17 protein-coding genes are annotated in these 20,452 nt (G+C 64.7%); 3 read left to right on the top strand and 14 right to left on the bottom strand.

The window, feature by feature from the left end:
* Position 1: 1 nt before the first annotated feature.
* From ACSBM8_RS04520 to ACSBM8_RS04510, 3 genes are all read right to left on the bottom strand, one after another.
* Entirely contained in the window at positions 2–2,521 is a 2,520-nt protein-coding gene (locus ACSBM8_RS04520) for a TonB-dependent receptor (protein ID WP_442680464.1), read from the bottom strand.
* Between the two features lie 114 nt (positions 2,522–2,635).
* Complete coding sequence (locus tag ACSBM8_RS04515; protein ID WP_442680463.1) at positions 2,636–3,046, bottom strand: VOC family protein; 411 nt, start codon at positions 3,044–3,046, stop codon at positions 2,636–2,638.
* Positions 3,043–3,675, bottom strand: coding sequence for a pyridoxamine 5'-phosphate oxidase family protein (locus tag ACSBM8_RS04510; RefSeq protein WP_442680462.1), 633 nt, complete (start codon positions 3,673–3,675; stop codon positions 3,043–3,045). The genes ACSBM8_RS04515 and ACSBM8_RS04510 overlap by 4 nt, the downstream gene beginning before the upstream one ends.
* Positions 3,676–3,722: 47 nt before the next feature.
* Here ACSBM8_RS04510 and ACSBM8_RS04505 point away from each other — a divergent pair, with 47 nt between their 5' ends.
* Positions 3,723–4,616, top strand: a complete 894-nt coding sequence (locus ACSBM8_RS04505; RefSeq protein ID WP_442680461.1) for a LysR family transcriptional regulator — start codon at positions 3,723–3,725, stop codon at positions 4,614–4,616.
* Positions 4,617–4,680: 64 nt separating this feature from the next.
* Here the strand turns inward: ACSBM8_RS04505 and ACSBM8_RS04500 are convergent, their stop codons facing one another.
* The 9 genes from ACSBM8_RS04500 to ACSBM8_RS04460 all read right to left on the bottom strand — a co-directional run bounded on the left by ACSBM8_RS04500 (position 4,681) and on the right by ACSBM8_RS04460 (position 13,816).
* On the bottom strand, positions 4,681–5,307 hold the full coding sequence (locus ACSBM8_RS04500) for a DJ-1/PfpI family protein (RefSeq protein WP_442680460.1): 627 nt from the start codon (positions 5,305–5,307) through the stop codon (positions 4,681–4,683).
* A 92-nt stretch (positions 5,308–5,399) separates the two neighbouring features.
* Positions 5,400–6,416: an aldo/keto reductase gene (locus ACSBM8_RS04495; RefSeq protein WP_442680459.1), complete on the bottom strand. Its 1,017-nt coding sequence runs from the start codon at positions 6,414–6,416 to the stop codon at positions 5,400–5,402.
* Between the two features lie 25 nt (positions 6,417–6,441).
* Entirely contained in the window at positions 6,442–7,194 is a 753-nt protein-coding gene (locus ACSBM8_RS04490) for an SDR family NAD(P)-dependent oxidoreductase (RefSeq protein WP_442680458.1), read from the bottom strand.
* Positions 7,191–7,673, bottom strand: a complete 483-nt coding sequence (locus tag ACSBM8_RS04485; RefSeq protein ID WP_442680457.1) for a c-type cytochrome — start codon at positions 7,671–7,673, stop codon at positions 7,191–7,193. Before ACSBM8_RS04485 ends, ACSBM8_RS04490 begins: the two co-directional genes overlap by 4 nt.
* A gap of 100 nt (positions 7,674–7,773) precedes the next feature.
* Positions 7,774–9,021, bottom strand: a complete 1,248-nt coding sequence (gene soxC / locus ACSBM8_RS04480) for a sulfite dehydrogenase (protein ID WP_442680456.1) — start codon at positions 9,019–9,021, stop codon at positions 7,774–7,776.
* A gap of 61 nt (positions 9,022–9,082) precedes the next feature.
* The gene (locus ACSBM8_RS04475; RefSeq protein WP_442680455.1) at positions 9,083–10,198 is read right to left on the bottom strand and encodes an LLM class flavin-dependent oxidoreductase; all 1,116 of its coding nucleotides are present in this window, start codon (positions 10,196–10,198) and stop codon (positions 9,083–9,085) included.
* Positions 10,199–10,245: 47 nt separating this feature from the next.
* Positions 10,246–11,865 carry an ATP-binding cassette domain-containing protein gene (locus ACSBM8_RS04470; RefSeq protein ID WP_442680454.1) on the bottom strand — a complete coding sequence of 540 codons (1,620 nt, stop codon included), beginning with the start codon at positions 11,863–11,865 and terminating at the stop codon, positions 10,246–10,248.
* A complete protein-coding gene (locus ACSBM8_RS04465) occupies positions 11,862–12,722 on the bottom strand; it encodes an ABC transporter permease (RefSeq protein WP_442680453.1) in 861 nt (286 codons plus the stop codon). The genes ACSBM8_RS04470 and ACSBM8_RS04465 overlap by 4 nt, the downstream gene beginning before the upstream one ends.
* Complete coding sequence (locus ACSBM8_RS04460; protein ID WP_442680452.1) at positions 12,719–13,816, bottom strand: ABC transporter substrate-binding protein; 1,098 nt, start codon at positions 13,814–13,816, stop codon at positions 12,719–12,721. Before ACSBM8_RS04460 ends, ACSBM8_RS04465 begins: the two co-directional genes overlap by 4 nt.
* A gap of 234 nt (positions 13,817–14,050) precedes the next feature.
* Between ACSBM8_RS04460 and ACSBM8_RS04455 the strand changes: the two genes are divergently transcribed.
* A complete protein-coding gene (locus tag ACSBM8_RS04455; protein ID WP_442680451.1) occupies positions 14,051–16,603 on the top strand; it encodes a TonB-dependent receptor in 2,553 nt (850 codons plus the stop codon).
* Between the two features lie 23 nt (positions 16,604–16,626).
* On the opposite strand, the gene ACSBM8_RS04450 is transcribed toward ACSBM8_RS04455, so the two are convergent.
* Together ACSBM8_RS04450 and ACSBM8_RS04445 are read right to left on the bottom strand one after the other, a co-directional pair.
* The gene (locus tag ACSBM8_RS04450) at positions 16,627–18,747 is read right to left on the bottom strand and encodes a hypothetical protein (protein ID WP_442680450.1); all 2,121 of its coding nucleotides are present in this window, start codon (positions 18,745–18,747) and stop codon (positions 16,627–16,629) included.
* 121 nt (positions 18,748–18,868) lie between these two features.
* A complete protein-coding gene (locus tag ACSBM8_RS04445; RefSeq protein ID WP_442680449.1) occupies positions 18,869–19,450 on the bottom strand; it encodes a TetR/AcrR family transcriptional regulator in 582 nt (193 codons plus the stop codon).
* A 69-nt stretch (positions 19,451–19,519) separates the two neighbouring features.
* On the opposite strand from ACSBM8_RS04445, the gene ACSBM8_RS04440 reads away from it, so the two are divergent.
* Positions 19,520–20,365, top strand: coding sequence for an oxidoreductase (locus ACSBM8_RS04440; protein WP_442680448.1), 846 nt, complete (start codon positions 19,520–19,522; stop codon positions 20,363–20,365).
* The last annotated feature ends 87 nt before the right edge of the window (positions 20,366–20,452 follow it).

Genomic DNA, 20,452 nt, shown 5'->3' with positions numbered 1-20,452 from the left:
TCTACCAGCTCCGGCTGAGGATGAAGCGGACGTTGCGACCGAATAGCGGGCGACCGTAAATCGCCTCGGCCGAACCCTGCCCGGCAAATTGATCGGTCCGCGTATTGCCCTCGGTCAGGCCCTTCGCGTTGGTGATATTGTCGCCCACCACCTGGAACCGCCACGCCTTCCATTCCACCGCCGCGCCCGCGCCCACCGTCTGGTAGGCCGGCATCGCGGTCTTGCTGAAGAAATCGACATAGCGCCGGCCGACCCAGTCGTAACGGCCAAACAGCTCCAGCCGCGCCTCGCCCACGCCGACGTTGACGGCAGGTCGCACATTGCCGAAGAACTTGGCTTCGCGGATGATCTGATTGCCATTGACCGAGCTTGGATCCGCGCCCGACGTGTTGACCAGATTGCGATATTCCGGCTGCTGGCGCGTGACCGATCCGGTAATCGAGAACCAGCGGACCGGCGCCAGCCGCCCGTCAATCTCCACGCCCTTGACGGTCGCTTCGCCAACAAAGGGCAGCGATTGATCGTTCTGTCCCGTAACTGGATTGAAGGCCGCGAAGGAGGCGTTGAACGGATTGAACTTCGTATAGAAGCCGGTGAGATACAGATAATTGCGGCCGAAACTCGCCTTCACGCCGACTTCATACTGACGGGCTTTGGTCTTGACGATCGTGGGTGCGATGCTGGTCACCACACCCAGTTGCGGTGGCACTTCCAGGTTGGAGACGCGGCCGTAGATGCCGAGGTTGCTGGTGAAGTCATAGTCTGCGCCCACGGTCCAGTTGGTCGCCTTGGGATGCAGGCTCTGGTTGATGATTGCGCCGGTGAAGGCCCGCGTCGTGTCGTCCGCGAGCGTCGTCGGATCGCCAAGATTGGCCTGCGTCGTCGCCAGCGCATAGCCATCATAATCATACCATTCGTGGCGGATGCCGAAGTCGATGCGCAGTCCGCGCGTCACATCCCACGTATCGTTGGCATAGACCGCGAGCATCTTCGCGTCGCCCTTACCCTGGTTCAATGTCGTCGTGTAGCGCAGCACGCCGTTCTGCGTGACCGAGCCCAGCACCGCGCCGTTGGCCGAATAGGCCACAAGGTCGAGCGTGCGCGGCTTGCTGCGCAGCTCGATCAACATGTCCTGATACGCTTGGAGCAGCGTGTTGCCGTAGAGCGATCCATAGGCGCCGACGCGCAGATCGTGCGTGCCCAGACCCGTTTCGATCCGGCGGGTAACGCTCACATCGGCCTGGCCGGAATAGAATTTGGATTCCGACATGCGATACTGGCCTGACAGGACCAGCCCCGACGCGGATGCAGGATCATAGACCGAAGCGCCATTGGTACCGGCAAAGGCATAGCCGAGCCGGGCAACGCCCGGGCCGAAGGCCGCGCGTGCGTTGGTCAGGTTGGTTCCGGTCGCGAAGGCCACCGCATCGACCGGGTTGGTCGTCGAATAGAAAGCGTCGAAGCTGCTCCGGCCCTTGGTGAACCCGGCCTTGGCCGACACCCGCCAGCCATCGAAATCGCCCTCATAGTCCAGGCCCGCGTTGAAGAAGCGCATGTGCCGGCCGTCGGCAAGATCGCGATCATGGCTCTGCACCACGCCCGCGCCGTCGCGATATTTGATGTTCACATTGCGGAGCGACGGCGAGTTCAACGTGCCGCGGTGATAATCGATATATTGATCAAGCGAGACGGAGGGATTGCGTGGATCGGCGATCGGGATCGGCAGATAGAAGAGGTTGTGGTCGTTGACGTACATGGCCGACAATTTGATGAAGCCATTGTCCAGATCATGCTTCAAATTGGCGCGGATCTGCCCGCCCTTGTCGCTGGGGAAACCGCTTTTGCGATAGCCCTCATGCTGGCGCAGAAAGCCGCCGACGGCGAAATAGGTCTTCTCGCCAATGGGCCCGCTCTGCATCGCGTCCAGACGGTATAGGCCTGTGTCGCCAAGCGTGATCTGCGCCTTGCCGCGCGCGACATCGCTGCCCGTGACGGTGATGGTGTTGGCAATCGCCGCCGCACTGCTCGCGAAGATCGGCGCCGGCCCGCCGCGCACGATCTCGACGCGTTCGCTCATCAGATCATAGCGGTTCATGCCTTCGCCGGAATTGAAGAAGGGACCGTCGATTTCGTGGTAAAGCGGCAGGCCGTCCTGCTGGAAGATCAAATAGCCGCGGTCGGTGGGGATGCCGCGCACGCGGGTGACATTCTGCACCTCGCCGCCGGTGGCTTCGACCTGAATACCGGGGACCGTGCCGAGCAGATCCGCAAAGCTTTTCGGCGCGATCTGCTGGACGTCGCGCTGCGAGAGGCTGTTGATCGCATAGGATACGTCGAAACGCCGCTGGGCGCGGACGGCGGTGCCCGTGACGATGATGTCGGCCTGCTGGTTATCCGCCGGCGTTTCCGCAGGGGCCGGTGCGGCCGGCTGCTGCGCCTGGGCGGACGTGCTCAGCGATGCCAGCAGGGCGATGGATGAAGCTACAGACAGAGCATAAGCTCGCGAGCGCGCGACCTGCATTTAAGTACCCCTTTTTCGGAAGGGGGTGCGGTATGGCCGATCCACTACATTTATATGACAAAGCCATGGCCAATGATTGCGGTCATCGGACGAACGTTCGCTGCCTGCGACACGTCAGGTAGAGGATGCGGTGAATTCCAGCCGGATGCCGCCGGGAACGAAGATCAGGAAGTGGCGGATCGCAGATCCAGGCTGGATCGGGCTGGGGGCGGCATCGATCGAGACGTCCGCACACTGACTGACCTTGTCCCAGGCGCGATCCAATGCCGCATCGTCCGCGACCGCGAGGGACAGGTGATGCAGACCGATATTGTGCCGCCGATCGAATGCGCGCGCCGTCGCCGGATCTTCCGCGCGCCACAGCGTCAGCAGGATGGTGCCATCCGTCACGAAGATCGACGGATAGTCGGGCACGCCCCCGACCTGATCGAAACCGAGCACGCCGCAGAAGAAAGCGCGCGCCTGATCGAGATCGGGCACGGTCAGCCCGACATGGTGAACACCGCAGGTCAGCTTGTCGGTCATGACCTCCCTTCCAGTTCGGCGATGCGCGCCCGCAAGCGGGTGATGTCGTCCAGCAACGGCTGCGTCGCACTGCGGATTTCCGCTTCCGTAAAACGGGGCGTGATGTGTTGCGGACAATTCCAGTCGAAGCCGACCACGTCGATCAGAAAGGCGCGTTCCGGTTCGGCCGCGTAGCCCGGCGGCATCAACGCGGTGATATCAGCAGGATCGGTGCTGGCATGGGCATGGCCGATCAGCTTGAGCCGGCGACGATTCGGATAATCCATCAGGAACAGGGACACGCGATCATCCGCGGCCAGCCCGGCGGTCGACAGGAATTGGTAATTGCCTCGATAATCGGCGAACCCGATCCGATTACCCGCAATATGCCGCAAGAAGCCGCTGGGTCCGCCGCGATGCTGCACATAGGGCCAGCCATTCTCACTGACGCTCGCCATATAGAAACTGTCTCGCGCGGCGATGAATTCGATTTCGCGTGGGCCGAGCCCATCGATCTCGCCGGCCCGCGCCTCCATCCGGGCGTAAGACGGGCGCGACCCCGCCGCCTCCTGGAGCGCCCGCGCGCCAGGGCCGAACATCGTGTGGAGATAGGTTCCCGCCATGTTGTGCAGATAAGCCTTGCCGGACATGGGATAATCATCGATCGCAAACGTTCACTATTACGGCGTCGGCAATAATGGATCGCTTCGAAACCCTGCGTGCCTTCGTTGCGGTGGCGGATCAGCGCGGTTTCGCCGCTGCGGCCCGCACGTTGAACGTGTCGCCCCCGGCCGTCACGCGCGCCGTTGCGGCGTTGGAACGACACCTTGGCGCGACTTTGTTTCAGCGGTCGACACGAGCGGTATCGCTGACAGATGAGGGTGTCGCCTTCCTCGAGCGCGCGCGCCGGATCCTGGCGGACCTGCTAGAAGCGGAACAGGTCGTCATGGGCCGGCGTGCGGTGCCGCGCGGGCAGCTGTATGTGACGGCGCCGGTGATGTTCGGGCGGATGTATGTGCTCCCCACGATCACGGCGTTGCTCGCGAAATATGACGACCTGAACGCGCAGATGATGCTGGTCGACCGCAATGTGCGGATTGTCGAAGAGGGGATCGACGTTGCCGTCCGGATCGGCCCGCTCGTGGACAGCACGTTACGCGCCGTGCCGATCGGTACGGTCGAACTGATGGTCGTCGCGAGCCCGGATTATCTGGCCAAGCATGGCGTCCCTGCCAATCTGGCCGATCTCAAGGATCACCATTATATCACCGGCAACGGCTTGCGGATGGGCGGAGCGGTGCTGCCCGTGGGCGTTCGCGGCAGCACCGCCCACGGTTCGCCGCGGTTGATCATCAATACGATCGACGGAACGATCGCTGCCGCAGAGGCGGGCATGGGCCTGGCGAACGTGCTCAGCTATCAGTCGTTCGACGCCATTGCGGCCGGACGTCTCGTCCGCGTGCTGGTCGATGAGACACCCGCCCCCGTGCCGGTGAGCCTGCTTTACGACGCCGGGCGTGCCACCATGCCGGCCGTCCGCGCCTTCATCGATGCCATGCGCGAACGGGCCCAGCAGGGGGGCTGGGACTAAACGGCCGCGTCGTCGGGCCTGCCCGCGTGTCGATCGGGCCGCGCGGACGTCGCGGCGGCGCAGATTAACGGATCGCGAAGGGATCCTGATCGGGATCGTCATTCCAGACATATTCGGCTTCGCGCGCCGTCTTGTCCGCCGCCTCGCGACCATAAAGCTTGGCCACGAGCGCCAGGGCCATATCAGTGCCCGCCGACACGCCCGAGGAGGTCAGGAACGTGCCGTCTTCCACCCATCGCGCGTGGCGCTGCCAAGCAACCTTGTCGGATTGCCCCGCGACCCAGTCGAAGGCCACCTTGTTGGTCGTCGCGCTGCGGCCGTCCAGGATCCCGGCCTTGGCGAGCAACGCAGAGCCGGTACAAACGGAGGTGACGTAATCCGCGCCGGCACTTTGCGTACGCAGAAAGTTCAGCAGCACCGGGTTTTCAACCTCCTTGCGCGTGCCCATGCCCCCGGGGACGAGGACAATGTTGAGCTGGGGCGCGGTTGCGAACGAAAAATGCGCCACGGTTGCCAGCCCCTGCGAGGATGTCACAGGGCCACCATCCTGCGTAATCGCGACCAGGCGATAATCGGGCAGGCGCCCAAGCATCTGCACCGGGCCAAACACATCCAGCGTTTCGAACTGATCGAACAGGATGATGCCGATCCGTTTGTGTCCGGCCGGATCACCGTCATGCGATTGCGCCATCACCATCCTCCCTGGCTCGATCCAGCTGCACCATCAACGGCGCAGGCGATCCTTTCGATGGCCCACAATGGGGACGAAGGGCAAGCGCCGATCTACCCGATTTCGGGCACCCTTCCTTCTATCGGATGACCTGGATCGTTGAAGCCGGGCGTGGAGGCGTGGCCGGTGGTGACGAGCCCATTGATCAGCGCTTCGTCCTCAGCCGAGAACGTTACGTCCAAAGCATCGATATAGCTATCCCAATGCGCTTCGGTGCGCGGGCCGGTGATCGTGCTGGTGATCAGCCTGTTGTTGAGCACCCAGGCAATCGCAAAGGCGACGGGCTCGATCCCCCGTGCCCGCGCGTGATCGGCGATCTTGGTCGCCAGGGCGATGGACTCCGGACGCCATTCGGTTTCCAGCATGCGCTTGTCGGCACGCCCGGCCCGCGTATCGGCGGCGGGTGCCGCATCGGCCTGATATTTCCCCGTCAATATTCCGCGCGCCAGCGGGCTGTAGGAGACGGTACCGAGGCCATAGAAATCCGCGGCGGGCAATTGCTCCACCTCCGCGACGCGATTGACGATATTGTAGAGCGGCTGGCTGGCGATCGGCCGGTCGATCCCGAACTGATCCGCCAGCCGGCACACTTCCGCGATACGCCAGCCCCGAAAGTTGGATACGCCGAAATAGCGCAGCTTGCCTTGCTGGATCAGGTCTCCGATCGCGCGCACCGCCTCGCCTAGCGGCGCGTCGAATATAGCGCGGTGGAAATAAAGCAGGTCGATATAGTCCGTGCCCAGCCGCCGCAGGCTGTCCTCCACACTGCGGATGATCCATTTGCGCGATTGTCCGGCACCGTTCGGGCCTGGCGCCATCGGGTTGGAGAATTTGGTCGCCACCACCCAATCGTCGCGATGCGCCTTGATGCCCGTGCCGACGACGATTTCCGACTGGCCACGATTATAGACGTCTGCGGTGTCGATCAGGTTGATGCCCTGATCGCGCGCCTTGTCGATGATGCGGTGGGCGGTCGGCTCGTCGGTCTGCCCCCCGAACATCATGGTACCCAGCGTGAGCGGCGAGACTTTGATGCCGGAGCGGCCAAGATAGCGATAACGGATGGGCATGGATCTGCTTTCTTCGAACAAGGTTTCAGGAGGTGCGCGCATATTGGAAGCCCGCAAAGGACTGGCTGACCGGCATCAGTTCGAGCTGATTGATATTGAGATGCGGCGGCAGGGTGGCGATCCACAGGATGGTTGCCGCAATATCCTGCCCCGTCATCGGATGCGTGCCCGTATAGAGCGCGTCCGAGGCACTCTGATCGCCCCCCGTGCGGACCAGGGTGAATTCCGTTTCCACCATGCCGGGATCGATGACGCTGACACGCACGCCGGACCCATGGAGATCGCTGCGCAACCCCAGCGAGAATTGCTGTACGAACGCCTTTGTGCCGCCATATACATTGCCGCCTGGATAGGGATACGTGCCTGCGACCGAGGCGATGTTGACGATGCTGCCCTTGCGCTCGATCAGGCCTGGCAACAGACGATGCGTGATCGTCACGAGCGCGGTGATGTTGGTGTCGATCATCGTGCGCCACTGATCGAGATCCGCCCGCTGTGCCGGTGCGGTACCCAGCGCCAGTCCGGCATTATTGACCAGCAGGTCGATCCCTCGGAAGCGATCGGGCAGGCTGGCCAGTGCCGCATCCAACGCGCCTGCGTCACGGACGTCGAACACGGCCGGATGCACGCGGCCGTCATAGGCATCCACCAACGGGGCAAGCCGATCGCCGCGCCGGCCGGTGGCGATCACCTGCCAGCCCGCATCGGCCAAGGCCCGGGTGGTCGCCTCGCCAATGCCGGAGGTCGCCCCGGTCACAATCGCCGTCTTCACATTCATTCTCCTGTCGCTCTCGCCGCTTTCACGCGCTCGACATTACCATCGAAACGCGTGCGTTCGAGGCTGACGAAGCCATTGCGGTTCGGCATTCTGATCCGTGCCAGGCTGGGTCCGTCCAAGCGCGCATCGCCTGCAACGATGCCGTCGATCGAGAGCAGATAGGCAACCAGACTGTAAACGTCCTGGTCGCTCAGCGACTGCGGCGCGGTCAGCGGCATGGCCCGGCGGATATAGTCGAACAGCGTCGGCGCGTAGGGCCAGTAGCTCGCGACGGTTTTGATCGGTTTGTCCGACGCGAGCGAGCCGACGCCGCCGGTCAGTCGATCGGCAATGCCGCCCGCCCCAGCGGCGCCGTGGCAGGCGCGGCATTTGGTCTCGTAAAGCGCGCGGCCTTCGGCGACCGAACCCGAGCCTTCCGGCAGCCCAGTGCCGTCCGCCGCCACGGTGATATCCCATGCGCGAACGAGATCGGACGTCACCGGGCGGCCGAGCCGGGGACCCGCAGCGGTGGGGCGGCCAGCACCGCCTGCACCTGCCGAGATGAGAATAAAGAGGGCGGCAGCGACCGTTGGAACATGCCTAGGCATAGACGTGCGTCACCTGCCCCCGCGCGTCGACGGCCCAGCTCTGGACGGCGTTGTTGTGATAGCCTTGGCCGACGCCATATTTTGCGATCCAGGCGCTGCGTCGCGGCTGGACCGCGCCGGTCTGGTCGGTCGCGCGGCTCATCAGGATCGCAGTTGTGCCATCCCAGCGCCACGGCATGCGAAAGCGCGTCAGCGCGCCCGGCAAAATCGGGCCGTCGAGCGCCGCCTCGGCCCAGCTGGCGCCGCCGTCGGCCGAAACCTCAACCTTGCGGATGCGGCCCCTGCCCGTCCACGCCAGGCCGCTAATCTCCTGATAGCCGGTCGCGTTCAGATCCAGCCCGAACGACGGCCGCAGAATGATCGATTTGACCCCCATCCGCAGCGAGAAGAGGTCCGCCAACCCATCCGCGCGCAGATCCGTATATTTGGCCGTTTCCTCGCGCGAAAAAGCGGGCGTCGCCATTAGCTTGAGGCGACGCAGCCACTTGATCGAGGCATTGCCCTCGATGCCCGGCAACACCAGCCGCATCGGGAACCCCTGCGCCGGCATCAGCGGCTCGCCATTCTGGAACAGCGCGATCATCGCGTCGTCCAGGCAAAGCGAGAGCGGTATGCTGCGCGTCATGGCGGCGGCATCGGCGCCCTCTGCCTGCACCCACTTTGCCTGCGGCGCGATCCCCGCCTCGTCCAGCAGGGTGGAGAGCCGGACGCCGATCCATTCGGCACAGGAGAGCAATCCGTTGATCTGGCCTGCGCTGGCCTGGACCGGCTCGGGCGCACCGATCGTGCTGCTGTTGCCCGAGCATTCGATGAACAGGATGCGGCTGTGCCGTGGGTAGCGCAGCATATCCTCGTAGCGGAACAATAGCGGCTGGCGGACCAGCCCGTGGATCAGCAATTCGTGCGTCGCCGGGTCAATGTCCGGAACGCCGTTATGATGCCGCTCGAAATGCAGGCCGCGCGGCGTGATCGTCCCTTCCAGCGCCTGGAGCGGGGTGCGCGACGATCCCGTACCCGGGAAGCTCAGCCTGGGCACGATCCGCTGGATCGCAGCCGTCGAACCGGCGCGCGCACCATAGCCCGATAGCGGTGCGCCGGGCTTCAGCATCGACGCGGGTGACGCTGCGGCGTCTGCCGCCATACCGCCCGCCGACACCATGGCGGCGGCAAGCAGCGCACGGCGGTGGAGCAACCCACCGCCGGCGACGCGCTCCGCTCGATCGCCATCCTCTTCGATCATGCAATTCCCTATGACTGCCGGCCCGACCAGCCGCCGAGCCCCCGCGCTGCATTGTCCTGCTTCAGCCGACCCGATCGGCCTGCAGCACGCGGTCCGGGGCCAGCGCCGGCGGATCGCGCAGCAACGGCAACAACTGATCGCCCTGTCGGCGGATCTCCGGCAGATAGGGCGTGTCGGACAGGACAAACTGCGTGATGCCAAGGTCGCGATATTTGCGCAGCGAACTGGCCACCTCCGCAGCCGATCCGACCAGCCAGGTCGTGCCCGCGCCACCCCCGCCATAGCGGCCGGGCGCGGTGTAGAGATTGTCGTCCAGCACCTCGCCACGCGCGTGGAGATCGAGCAGCCGTTGCTGCCCTACCGCCGGCGCGCGCCGATGCTCATCGACATGGTTCTGCTTGGCCGCCATCGCGTCGACCTTGGCCTCGGCATCCGCCCAGGCTTCCTCGCTCGTGTCCCGAACCAGCGTCGTGATCCGCAGCCCGAATTCCAGCGGCGGCAAATCGCGGTCCAGATCGCGGCTCAGCCGCTTCAGACGCGCGATGCGGTCCGCCACGCCATCGAGTGGCTCGCCCCAGAAAAGCTGCACGTCCGCCTCGGTCGCCGCGACCCGCTCGGCCGCTTCGGATGCGCCGCCAAAATACAGCCGGGGATGCAAGCGCGGGCCACGCGGCGTGATCCGGGGCGCAACGGTTGAGCCAGCCACACGAAAATGCTCGCTCTCGAACGTGACGTTCGTCTCGGTCCACAGGCGGCGCACCAGCCGCATGAAATCCCTGGTGCGGCCGTAGCGATGCGCCTGATCGCCTTCGCTGTCCCCATAAGCGGCCAGATTGTCCTGACCCGAGACGATGTTGATGCGCACGCGGCCGCCGGTCAGTTCGTCGAGCGTGGCGGCGGCAGCGGCGAAGTTGGCCGGCCGCCAATAGCCCGGGCGGATCGCGATGAGCGGCTCGAACGTCTTCGTGCGGGCCGCCAGCGCGGTGGCGACGGTGAATGTGTCCGGCCGCCCCCAGCTCGTGCCGATCAGCGCCCCGGTCCAGCCATGTTCTTCCAAAGCCGTGGCATGGCGCGTCAGCGTCTCAAGGCTGGACGGATCGCCGTCGCTGCTATCTCCGCGATGGCCGCCCTCGACCTGATTGGGGATATACCAAAGGAATTCAGAGGGGTTGGACATGGAACCTCCGTGATGATGGACGAGGGAAAGGGATGCGGCACCAAGCGCTAATCGAGCCGGAAGCCGAGACGGTGGAGGACGTCGCGCAGCACGTGGCGGCCGGCGAGCGCGTCCACGCCGCGCACGCGCTGGCTGGCTTGTTCGGTCCAGTCGCGCTCGGGCATTTGCTGTTCGCGCTGAAAACTGCGCAGGCGCTGATCGTAAAGGGCGGTTGCCCCGGCCTCGGCGGGCGCGCCATATTGCTCGCGAAACAAAACCACATCCTGCGGAAGCCGTGGTTTGACGGAGGCGGGCGCAGCCGGATCCGGATAGCCGACGGTCAGCCCGAACAGCGCGAAGGCCTGGGGCGGCAGGCCAAGTTCGGCCGCCACCTCCGCCGGCTTGTTGCGGATGCCGCCAATATAGCAGCTGCCGAGACCGATCGACTCCAGTGCTACCACCGCATTCTGTGCGGCCAGCGACGTGTCGACCGCGCCCAGCAGGAAGCTTTCCAGATAATGCAGGCCGTCCGCCGGCGTGCCGATCTGCTCTCCGATCCGGGTCAGACGGTGATGGTCGACGATCCAGAGCAGGAAGAGAGGCGCCTGATGGATCTGCTTCTGATCGCCGGCCAGCACCGCCAACCGCGCCTTGCGCGCCGGATCTTCGACGGCGACGACGCTCCACGGCTGGAGGTTGGAAGAGCTGGCCGCCGATTGCGCCGCCGCGACCAGCAACGGTACGGTTCCCGGCGGCACCGCATCGGGCAGATAAGCGCGAACGGATCGATGCGAGACGAGCGTGTCGAGCGTGTCGTTCCACGCGGGGGCGACATCCAGCGTATCGCGATACCGCTCATACAGGCGCGCGTGACGTTGCGCGTCCGCCGGCTGCCCGGCGGAGGACAAATTCGCCAGCACGTCGCTTGGCCCGTCGATCGTCAAAGACGGCTCGGCATCCTCGCGATAGTCGGCTGGCGCCTCGTCGACGCCCAGCATCCGATGGAGCTGCGCCCGCAGCTCGGCGATCCGCTCCCGCCGGGCAATGCCCTTTTCGGGCAGCGCGACCGGCAGATCCGCCGCGAGCCGCCCGTCGTCGAGCATGACGATGCGATCGGCGAGCAGGATCGCCTCGTCTATGTCATGCGTCACCAGCAGGACGGCGGGATTGTGCACGTCGGCGAGGCGGCGCAGCAGCGCGTGCATCTGGATCCGCGTCAAAGCATCCAGCGCGCCGAACGGCTCGTCCGCCAAAAGCAGTTTCGGCTCCCGCACCAATGCGCGGGCGAGCGCGACACGCTGCTGCTCGCCGCCGGACAATTCGTGCGGCCAGGCGCGCTCGCGCCCCGCCAGGCCGACCTCCGCCAGCGCCGCACGGCCCTTGTCGCGCTGTCCCGACACGCCGAGCAGGACATTGTCCAGCACGCGCATCCACGGCAACAGGCGCGCATCCTGGAAGATCACCGAAATGCGCTCCGGCAAGCTGATTTCACCGACGCCCTCGGCCTCGTGATCAATCTCGGCCAGCGCCCGCAGCAAGGTGCTCTTGCCTGAACCGCTCCGGCCGAGCAGCGCCACGAACTCGCCAGGTGCGATATCCAGATCGATGCCGTTGAGAACGCCCTTCAGGGTGAAGGTGCGGACAAGGCCGCGGACCTGCACCGCGGGAAGATCGGTCGCCGCGCTCATCGGCCGAGCGTCCTACGCCAGCTCAGCAGGCGCCGTTCGAGTTGCCGGACCAATGCATCCGATCCAAACCCGAGCAGTGCATAAACGACCAGGCCGACCAGCATGACGTCGGTCTGCGCATAGTTGCGCGCCAGTGTGACCATATAGCCGATGCCGCTGGTGGCGTTGAGCTGCTCCACAACAACCAGCGCCAGCCAGGAGGAGGTTACCCCGAAGCGGAGGCCGGTCAGAAAGCCCGGCAGCGAACCCGGGACCACCACATAGCGCAGGAACTGCCATCGGCTGAGCCGCACCGTTTCGGCCAGCTCGACGTTGCGGATGTCGATCGCGCGCAGGGCATTGTGGGTATTGATATAGACCGGAAAGAATACCGCCGTGGCGATGAGCGTGATCTTCATCGTCTCGCCGATGCCCAGCCACAGGATCATGAAGGGGATCAGCGCCAGGATCGGGATGCCGCGCTTGATCTGGACCAGCCCGTCAATGACATAGCCGCCCAACACGGACAGGCCGGACACCAGCGCCAGGACGACGCCAACCGCTACCCCGAAGCCAAGACCGGTGAAGGCGCGCCAGGCCGATATCGCCAGATTCTCCTGCAGGCGCCCTTCGCGGATCAGCTCGATCGCGGTGGTGATGGCGGTCCACGGCGCAGGCAGGACGCGGGGATCGAGCCAGCCGGTCACCGACAGCACAGACCAGTAGAGGAGCAACAATACGGGTCCGAGCAGGATGCCGTAGCGCGCCGGTTCGCCAGGGCTGAGCCGCTGCTTTGGCGCGGCATGGCGTCGAGGAGCGGACGGCACCGCCGGCGCCACTGACGGCGGTGGCCGAAGCCCTTCCGGATAGGCGTTCATGACCCATTTCCTTGTACTGATGCGGCGCCATCGGCGGCGATGGTTTCGAAGCGGCCATCGAACAATGTGGCGGCGTCCAGCCGGGGATGTTTGGTTTCCGGGCCGAGCGTATCGATAGCGGCCTGTTCGTAGGCGATCGCCCCGGCCCAGTTTCGCGGCACGGTCACGTTGGCGACATAGGCCGCCATGATCCGGGCATCGGTGATCGGCAGACCGCGCTTGCCGGCATAATAGCCCCGCGCCAATTCCTCCTGATGCGTGTTGATCCACGCCCAGTTGCGGCCCCAATAGCGGGCGAAGATACGTAGTGCCGCGGCCTTGCCGGGATCCGTCAGCGCGGCTTCGGGAACATAGATGCTGCCGCCATCGTCGCGGAACGGGGGATGCCGGAGCAGACGGGCGCCCCTGCCCCCATAATCGCGAAGATAATGCTGGGCGACGAGATCGGCCCGGATCGGGGCCGCATCGATCGCGCCCGATGCCAGCGCGTTGGTATAAACGTCTCCACCGATGCTGGAGGGCAACTCGACCAGCGTCACCTCGTTGCGGCGAATACCCGCCGCCTTCAGCGTTTCGATGACGACCTGGGCCTGAACCTGGCTGGGGCTGAAGGCGATCCGCTTACCGCGCAGATCGGCGACGGTGTGAATCTTCGCATTCGGCGCGATGCCGAAGATGAAAGCCTGCCGCGCGCCACGATCGGCATATTCCCGAAAGCCGATGATCCGCACCGGAATGCCCGTCCAGGCGGCATGGATGGGCGGCACGCTCGCCCCAAAGCCGACGTCCAGCACGCCGGCGTGGAACGCCTCCGTCACCTCCGGCCCGCCGGTTATTTCCGCCCAATCGATCCGGAAAGGCAGCTGCTTGTCCCAGCCATTATGTTCGAACACCCAGCGCGTCACAGGATCGCCGACCCGCAGGACCACCCCAGGCGGAACACGATCTGGGAGCGGCGCGGTGAGCGGCAGACCTACTTTTGCCGCGGCGATACGGCGCGCGGGGGCGAAGACAAAGAGAAGCGCGATCGACGCCGCCACGATGATGGCCAGCGCCGTCGATCCTTTCGGCCATCGGGCAGCCGATGCCGCCATCAGGCGCGCGCTGCCGCGACCGGAGCGGACAGGCGGGCACCCGCGCTTAGCAATATTGTCCCGGGCTTCGTCATGCCTGCTCTCCCATGTCGGCGGCGCCCTAATGGATCGGCCACGCACATGCCGCGATGCAGAAAAACTTCCTGCACCCCCAGATTCCCTAGTTACCCGATAGGGAATTGCCTTTCTACTAAAACCTACTTCACTAGTAGGGAATTATTGGGGGCCTATCGGATGAACCGTTCCACTCTCGTGCGCGCACTTCTCGCCACCGCATCCACAGCCGCGCTTCCCACGATGGCATGGGCGGACGCCGCTCCCGGAAGCGACGCAGACGGTGCCGAAGTCGTGGTGACCGCGCGGCGACGGGCCGAGAACATCCAGGACGTGCCCATCTCCGTCCAAGCGATCAGCGGCGAGACGCTGGAGCGCAAAGGCACGATCGATTTGCAGAGCCTGATCGATCAGACCCCAGGGCTGAACGCGACCGGCGGCAATCCGCGCAACTTCTCGGTGACGATCCGCGGGATCGGCTATGCGCCAACCGCCGCCGACGGGCTCGACAATGCGATCGGCGTCTATTTCGACGGCGTCTATCAGGCGCGGCCCGGACAGGTGCTGCAGGACCTGGTCGACGTCCAAAGTTTCGAAGTCCTGCGCGGTCCGCAAGGCACATTGTTCGGGCGAAACGCAGCGGCAGGCGCGCTGAACATCACGTTCAACAAGCCGAGCTTCACGCCCGGCCAGACGTTCGAACTATCCTATGGCCGCTATAATTTCGCGCAGGCCAAGGCGATCCTGACCGGCCCGCTCAGCAAGAATATCGCCTTCCGAACGGCCATTTACGGCACTCGCGCCGACGGCTGGATCTCCACCCCGTTCCGGCCAGCCTTCAAGGAGGCCGCCACGCAGAAAGGCATCTACGCGCCCACTGCCACGGATGCAGACAAAACGGCGGGGACCAAGCGCTGGGGGATCCGGCAGCAATTCCTGCTCGATGCGGGCGATCTGAAGATCGATGTCTCGGGTGATCTCAACGTCGAAAGCGACAGCTCGGCCGGGTACAGTTCCGGCGGCGGCATCGTGGAGATTTTCGGCCCGGGCAATTGGGGTATCAACACGACTGCCGCACAACAGGCGCGGGTCACGACGGCGCGCAATGCGCTGGCCCAGCTCACCAATTTCGGCGGCGTCCAGAACTGGACCCAGACGGTCGATCCCAGGATCAGCATCACCAACAATTACAATCATATGCGCACCAAGAATGCCGGCATCTCGGTCACCGCCGATTATGATCTGGATTGGGCGACGCTGACCTCGATCAGCGCATGGCGGCTGTGGACGTTCAATCCTCCGCAGGACAGCGACAGCACGCCGATCGACATCTATCAGAATATGGCGATCAGCCACAGCGACCAGTTCAGTCAGGAAGTCCGCCTCGCATCGAAACGGCACGGTCCGATCGAATGGCAGGCGGGCGCCTTCCTCTATTATTCCAAGCTGAAGGATCATTATGTCGTCCACCAGTTCGGGGCGGACGTGATCCCTTGGTACAATGCCTACAACACGCTGGCCGGAAACACCTTCACGCCGATCCCGCTCTCGTTCCGGTCGCAACTGACGGGCGCGCAGATCATCGAGGATACGCGCGTCGAGAACAGGAATGCCGCCGTCTATGGCCAGGCGACCTGGCATATCAGCAGCGCCTTGGATCTGACCGGCGGGCTACGTTATACCTATGACCGCAAGAATGGCAGCAGCCCGGTCGACACGAGCCAACTTCCGACCGCGCTGCCGGCGGGCGTGACGAACGCCCAGCTGAATGCTTTCTACAACGCGATTGACGCGGTCCAACGCAATGCCGGTTTGGCCTATACCGTGCCCGGCTACCCCACTGCGGTTGCCGCCACCGGCTACCCGCTCAACATCAAAACATCGAACGACAATGTCTCTGGAACTGTCAGCCTCTCCTACAAGATCACGCCCGACCTCACGACCTACGTCACCTATGCCACTGGTTTTCAGGCGGGTGGACTCGATCTCAACAACCGCTCGCTTGACCCAAGCGCGCCGCCGGTCGCGCCGACCAAGACCAAGAATCTGGAAGCGGGCGTCAAGGCGTCTTTGTTCGATCGCCGCCTGACGCTCTCCTTTGCCGCGTATCAGGAGAAGCTTGAAGGCTTCCAGACCTCGGTCTCCTTCACCTTGCCCAACGGCACGCCCCAGCGCGGCGCAACCAATGTCGGCGACATCCGGGCGCGCGGGTTCGAATGGAGCGTGGCGGGAAATCTGGGGTCGGGCGTTCGATTGACGTTCGACGGCAATTACAATGACTCGATCTACACCCGCGCGCCGTCGCTGCCAGCTCCAGCCGAGTTGAGCTATAATGGCATCGCCAATATCGACGCCAAGGGGCAGCGGGCGCCCTATTCGCCTAAATGGTCGCTGTCGGTCACGCCGTCATGGGATTACAAAATCGCCGCACGCACCGAATTCTATTCGTACGCCCAATATTCCTACACCAGTTCGTACGGCACCGGCGTGACCCAGTCGATCTACACGCAGGTTCCCAACCAGTTTAACCTGAACCTGCGTGCCGGAATCCGGCTGGACGACGGGAAATATGACATTTCGCTCTATGCGAACAATGCGACCAATGAGAAGAACATCATCTCGCAGGCATTGCTTGCCGCACCTTCGGGCGCCGGTATCACCGCCTATCTTGGCCGCACCGTCAACTACAACCAGCCGGCCCGCTATGGCCTGACCTTCCGCGCGAAACTCTGACCTCCGCCGGCCAGCCGATCCGGTCACTGGCCGATCTGGCCGCCCCCCTGAGGATTGTCGTGCCAACGAACATATAAGGTCTTGCCCGCCGGCCGGGGCACCTGAATGCTGTTGCCCGGATATCCATCCGGGATCGTCGCACTCTTCTCGAAAGCCGGCGTCGGCGACACCGCCGAAATCAGAAAGAGGTTGTCCCCCATCAACTCGCAGGCGGGCGCGGACGCATCCTCGGGGCAGCGCAACTGCCGGATCGTCGGCAGGCGGACCAGCGTGCCGATCGGCAGCCAATCGCCGGTGACACCGTCGCGTATCACCCGTGCCCGCAACGGACCGAAGGCGGACGTGCCGAGGTCCGTCGCCGGCTGGAACGTGGCGATGGCCACCTGCGCGTCGGCGAGCAACAGCCCCTTGCCGACGCTCAGGCGCGCGACCTCTCCGCCCGATCCGGCGGCGATCTCGATCGTCTCGCCGCCGGTAAAGCGCATGCCGGCGCCGGCGCGCAGAGATATTCTGACGGTCGCGTCGCTGGGAATCTGCTCGTCGTCCGGCAGGATAATCCGGACCGGCGCGACGGCGGACGGGCGCTCCACATGGCGCGCGATCAGCGACACGGCCAGACGCGGCGGTGGTGGCGCGCCTGCGATCGCAACTTTGTCGGGCGCGCTGCCGCTGGGGCCGGAGACGCGGATCGTGGCGCCACCGGAGATATCGCCGGTCAGGGCGACGCTGATCCGGTCCGGCGCCAATCGCTTCCAGCTGAGCTCGCGACCATCCCCCTCGCCCAGCGAGACCTGGCTGACGCAGGCGGCAGCCCCGCCCAGCAATTCGATCTTGCCGTCCCGCTTCGCACTTCCGCCATCGGCCGCCAGTCGCCATGTGCCTGCCTGCGCGGGCTGCAGGTTCACGGTCGGGCCGTCGAACGGCTGAAAGCCCCAGATGCCGTGGATCGTCGCCTTGATCGGCGTCTTAAGGTCCATCGGTACTTTTCCGCGCGACTGCACGACCAGCCCGCCGCGTTCGACATCGGGCTGGGCGGCAAGATCGAGATCATGGCCGTCCGGCAGATGCACGCGCAGGCCGAGATCATGGGCGTAGCGGGTCGCGTAAATCAGCGGCGCGCCGCTGACCGGCAGCAGCATCTCGTCCGCCTGCGCGCAGATCGAGACGTCCCGCTCCGCAATCTCCAGCGGTGGAATGCGAACGGGCGCGACGATCGGCAACGCCGCCACCAGCACCGACTTGGGATTTCGGAACGACGGCGCCGAATTCAGGATCAGCATCATGCGGTCGCCATCGGTGGTCGCGAGCGCAGGAATATACTGATATTTGGCGGTGTGGAACGAGGCGAACATGCCGATGATGTCGCGCACGGCGCCGATATACGGGCTGTAATAGCCTAATCCGCCCTGCGGCGTGGCACTGAATTGCAATGCCAGATCGACGCCCGGGCCCGCCAGCGCGTCCGTAATCTCATTGGTATGCCCGTCATTCAGCACCAGCGAATCCTGGTTTTGCAGCAGGCACGCCGCCTGCAGCTCGGGCGCCTTGGTCAGGCAATCCGCATTGACCTTGATCTGCAGGCTTCGCGCCAACAGCGGGGTCATACGCTCCAGCCGATCGGGATCCCCCGGCGCGGGTTTGCGCACGGCCGCCAGGAACGTATCGAGGCGGCGCCGGTCGAGCGACGCCTGCGCCAGATCCTGGGCAGCCCGTACGAACGCCCCCGGACGGCCCTTCACCGCATTGCGCAGCGTCGGGAAATCGCCGCCGGTGGCCGGCGCCAGGAACAGCATCACCTGTTGCGCGCCCTCCGGCACCGTCAGCGAGAGGCCCTTGCTGCCCTTCTTTTTCCAGGTTTCGGCCTGCGCGAACCATTTGTCCGGCGGCGGGTTGGTCGATCCCCGCAGGAACGCGGCGATCAGCAGATAATGGGCAGACTGATCTTCCGGCAGATCGGCGCGGACGTCGATCTGGTCGCCTGCCGCCAATTGCGGGACATTGTCGATCGGTAGCCGCTGTCCCTGGTGCGTGACCGAAACGCGCAGCGTCGGCCCGACCAGATCGAACGGGGCGCTTTCCGCCGCATGTGCCGCGGCGGACAAGGTGCATGTCAAAGCGGCGGCGAGATAGCGGAGCGAACGCATGCGTCCAGTCATACGCGGCAAAACCTGAACCGATCCTTCCTTACCCGCCATTTGTCTCGCGTTCCCTTCAACGCACCGGTCCGTGCGCTAGACCCGGTTCGGCGCGGCAATGCGCTGCCGATCACGTATCGGAACGGTCGACGAAGCCAAGCAACAGTGCTTGCGCGACCCTGCGTGCCTCGGTCGCGAGCGCCTCATCCGGAAGCTCTCCCGCCGTCCAGAAGGACAAGACGCCACGAAATGCGAAGGCCAGCTGCCGCGGCAGATCGCGCAACGCGTCCTCCCGACGCGCTTCTGCCAATCCATTGCCGGCCCCCAGGGCGCGCGCCCACAGCGCTGACGAATGCTCCAGCACATGGCCCGAGGCGGCGCCAGGCGTCCCGAGCCAGCCCATCACGGTCCGGCTCACCTCGGGTTCTTCGAGCATCACCGCGCTCGCCACATCGGTCGCCCGCCCAATCCGCGCGATCGCGTCTTCCGGTAAGGCCGCGCTGGCGAACCTTTCCTCCATCGTGTCGATCCTGCGTGCCGACAGCGCCAGCATGATCGCCGCCTTGCTCCCGAACTGATTGAACGGCGTCGCGAAACTGACGCCGGCCTCAGCGGCGAGCTGGCGCATCGAAAATTCGGCCTTGCCCTGGCGGAGCAGCCGTTCGGCGGCGTCGAGGACCTGCTGGCGAAGCGGCGCACCTCTGAGGGTCATCACACAATCCTTGATGTCGGGCGGCGCGTTTCTATATCATGATATATAACTACGAAAGGTCGATATGATATGGCACAGAATGACCCCAAAACCTTTCTCATCACAGGTGTAAGCTCCGGACTGGGCCAGGCTTTTGCCACGGCCGCGCTTGACGCGGGGCATCGCGTGATCGGCACGGTGCGGCGGAATGAGGACGCTGCTGCTTTCGCGGCGCGCAGCACCGATCGCGCCTTTCCGCTGCAGCTGGATCTGACCGACTTTGCCAGCATCCCCGCAGCGGTGGCGGAGGCGGAGCAGCGCGCTGGAGCGATCGACGCTTTGGTGAACAATGCCGGCTATGGCCATGAGGGCGCCGTGGAGGAATCGTCGCTCGACGATCTCCAGCGCCAATTTGCCACCAATGTTTTTGGCCCGGTTGCGATGATGAAGGCGGTGCTTCCAGGCATGCGCCAGCGCCGCGCGGGGCGCATCATCAATGTCACGTCGATGGGCGGCTTCATCACCTTGCCGGGTATCGCTTATTATTGCGGCAGCAAGTTTGCGCTGGAAGGTATTTCGGAGTCGCTCGGCAAAGAGGTAGCGCCCTTCGGCATATTCGTGACCGCGCTTGCCCCCGGACAATTCCGGACCGATTGGGCCGGGCGATCGATGGATCGCACGGCACGCTCGATCCCTGATTATGATCGCGTGATGGATCCGATCCGGGCCGCGCGCCAGGCCAAGAGCGGCCGGCAGCCGGGCGATCCGGCCAAGGCGGCGCAGGCATTGCTCAAGCTGGTGAACGCCCCCTCCCCGCCCACCCGCCTGTTCCTCGGCGACGATGCGCTGGAGCTGGTCGGGCAAAAACTGGAGGCGATGACGGCGGAAATTGCGGCGTGGGAGACGCTCTCCCGCTCGACCGCTTTTGATTCCTGATCGCGAAGGGCGAAGAAAATCGAAGATCATGGTGACCACGCACCGATTGCGGTCGAATAAGCAAACATGGTTGCCAACCCCATCTCC

The organism is Sphingomonas sp. ASY06-1R, from assembly GCF_052180265.1.
Classification (GTDB): Bacteria; Pseudomonadota; Alphaproteobacteria; order Sphingomonadales; family Sphingomonadaceae; genus Sphingomonas_I.
The sequence above is the reverse complement of the archived record's forward strand: the minus strand, read 5'-3'. Positions and strand labels throughout refer to the sequence as shown.

Bases quoted from the DNA above. Each gene is read 5' to 3' on its own strand.
- ACSBM8_RS04470 (WP_442680454.1), bottom strand. From the start codon at position 11,865: ATGAGCGCGGCGACCGATCTTCCCGCGGTGCAGGTCCGCGGCCTTGTC.
- ACSBM8_RS04520 (WP_442680464.1), bottom strand. From the start codon at position 2,521: ATGCAGGTCGCGCGCTCGCGAGCTTATGCTCTGTCTGTAGCTTCATCC.
- ACSBM8_RS04465 (WP_442680453.1), bottom strand. From the start codon at position 12,722: ATGAACGCCTATCCGGAAGGGCTTCGGCCACCGCCGTCAGTGGCGCCG.
- ACSBM8_RS04450 (WP_442680450.1), bottom strand. From the start codon at position 18,747: ATGCGTTCGCTCCGCTATCTCGCCGCCGCTTTGACATGCACCTTGTCC.
- ACSBM8_RS04445 (WP_442680449.1), bottom strand. From the start codon at position 19,450: ATGACCCTCAGAGGTGCGCCGCTTCGCCAGCAGGTCCTCGACGCCGCC.
- ACSBM8_RS04510 (WP_442680462.1), bottom strand. From the start codon at position 3,675: ATGTCCGGCAAGGCTTATCTGCACAACATGGCGGGAACCTATCTCCAC.
- soxC (WP_442680456.1), bottom strand. From the start codon at position 9,021: ATGATCGAAGAGGATGGCGATCGAGCGGAGCGCGTCGCCGGCGGTGGG.
- ACSBM8_RS04500 (WP_442680460.1), bottom strand. From the start codon at position 5,307: ATGGCGCAATCGCATGACGGTGATCCGGCCGGACACAAACGGATCGGC.
- ACSBM8_RS04460 (WP_442680452.1), bottom strand. From the start codon at position 13,816: ATGGCGGCATCGGCTGCCCGATGGCCGAAAGGATCGACGGCGCTGGCC.
- ACSBM8_RS04490 (WP_442680458.1), bottom strand. From the start codon at position 7,194: ATGAATGTGAAGACGGCGATTGTGACCGGGGCGACCTCCGGCATTGGC.
- ACSBM8_RS04440 (WP_442680448.1), top strand. From the start codon at position 19,520: ATGGCACAGAATGACCCCAAAACCTTTCTCATCACAGGTGTAAGCTCC.
- ACSBM8_RS04455 (WP_442680451.1), top strand. From the start codon at position 14,051: ATGAACCGTTCCACTCTCGTGCGCGCACTTCTCGCCACCGCATCCACA.
- ACSBM8_RS04505 (WP_442680461.1), top strand. From the start codon at position 3,723: ATGGATCGCTTCGAAACCCTGCGTGCCTTCGTTGCGGTGGCGGATCAG.
- ACSBM8_RS04515 (WP_442680463.1), bottom strand. From the start codon at position 3,046: ATGACCGACAAGCTGACCTGCGGTGTTCACCATGTCGGGCTGACCGTG.
- ACSBM8_RS04475 (WP_442680455.1), bottom strand. From the start codon at position 10,198: ATGTCCAACCCCTCTGAATTCCTTTGGTATATCCCCAATCAGGTCGAG.
- ACSBM8_RS04495 (WP_442680459.1), bottom strand. From the start codon at position 6,416: ATGCCCATCCGTTATCGCTATCTTGGCCGCTCCGGCATCAAAGTCTCG.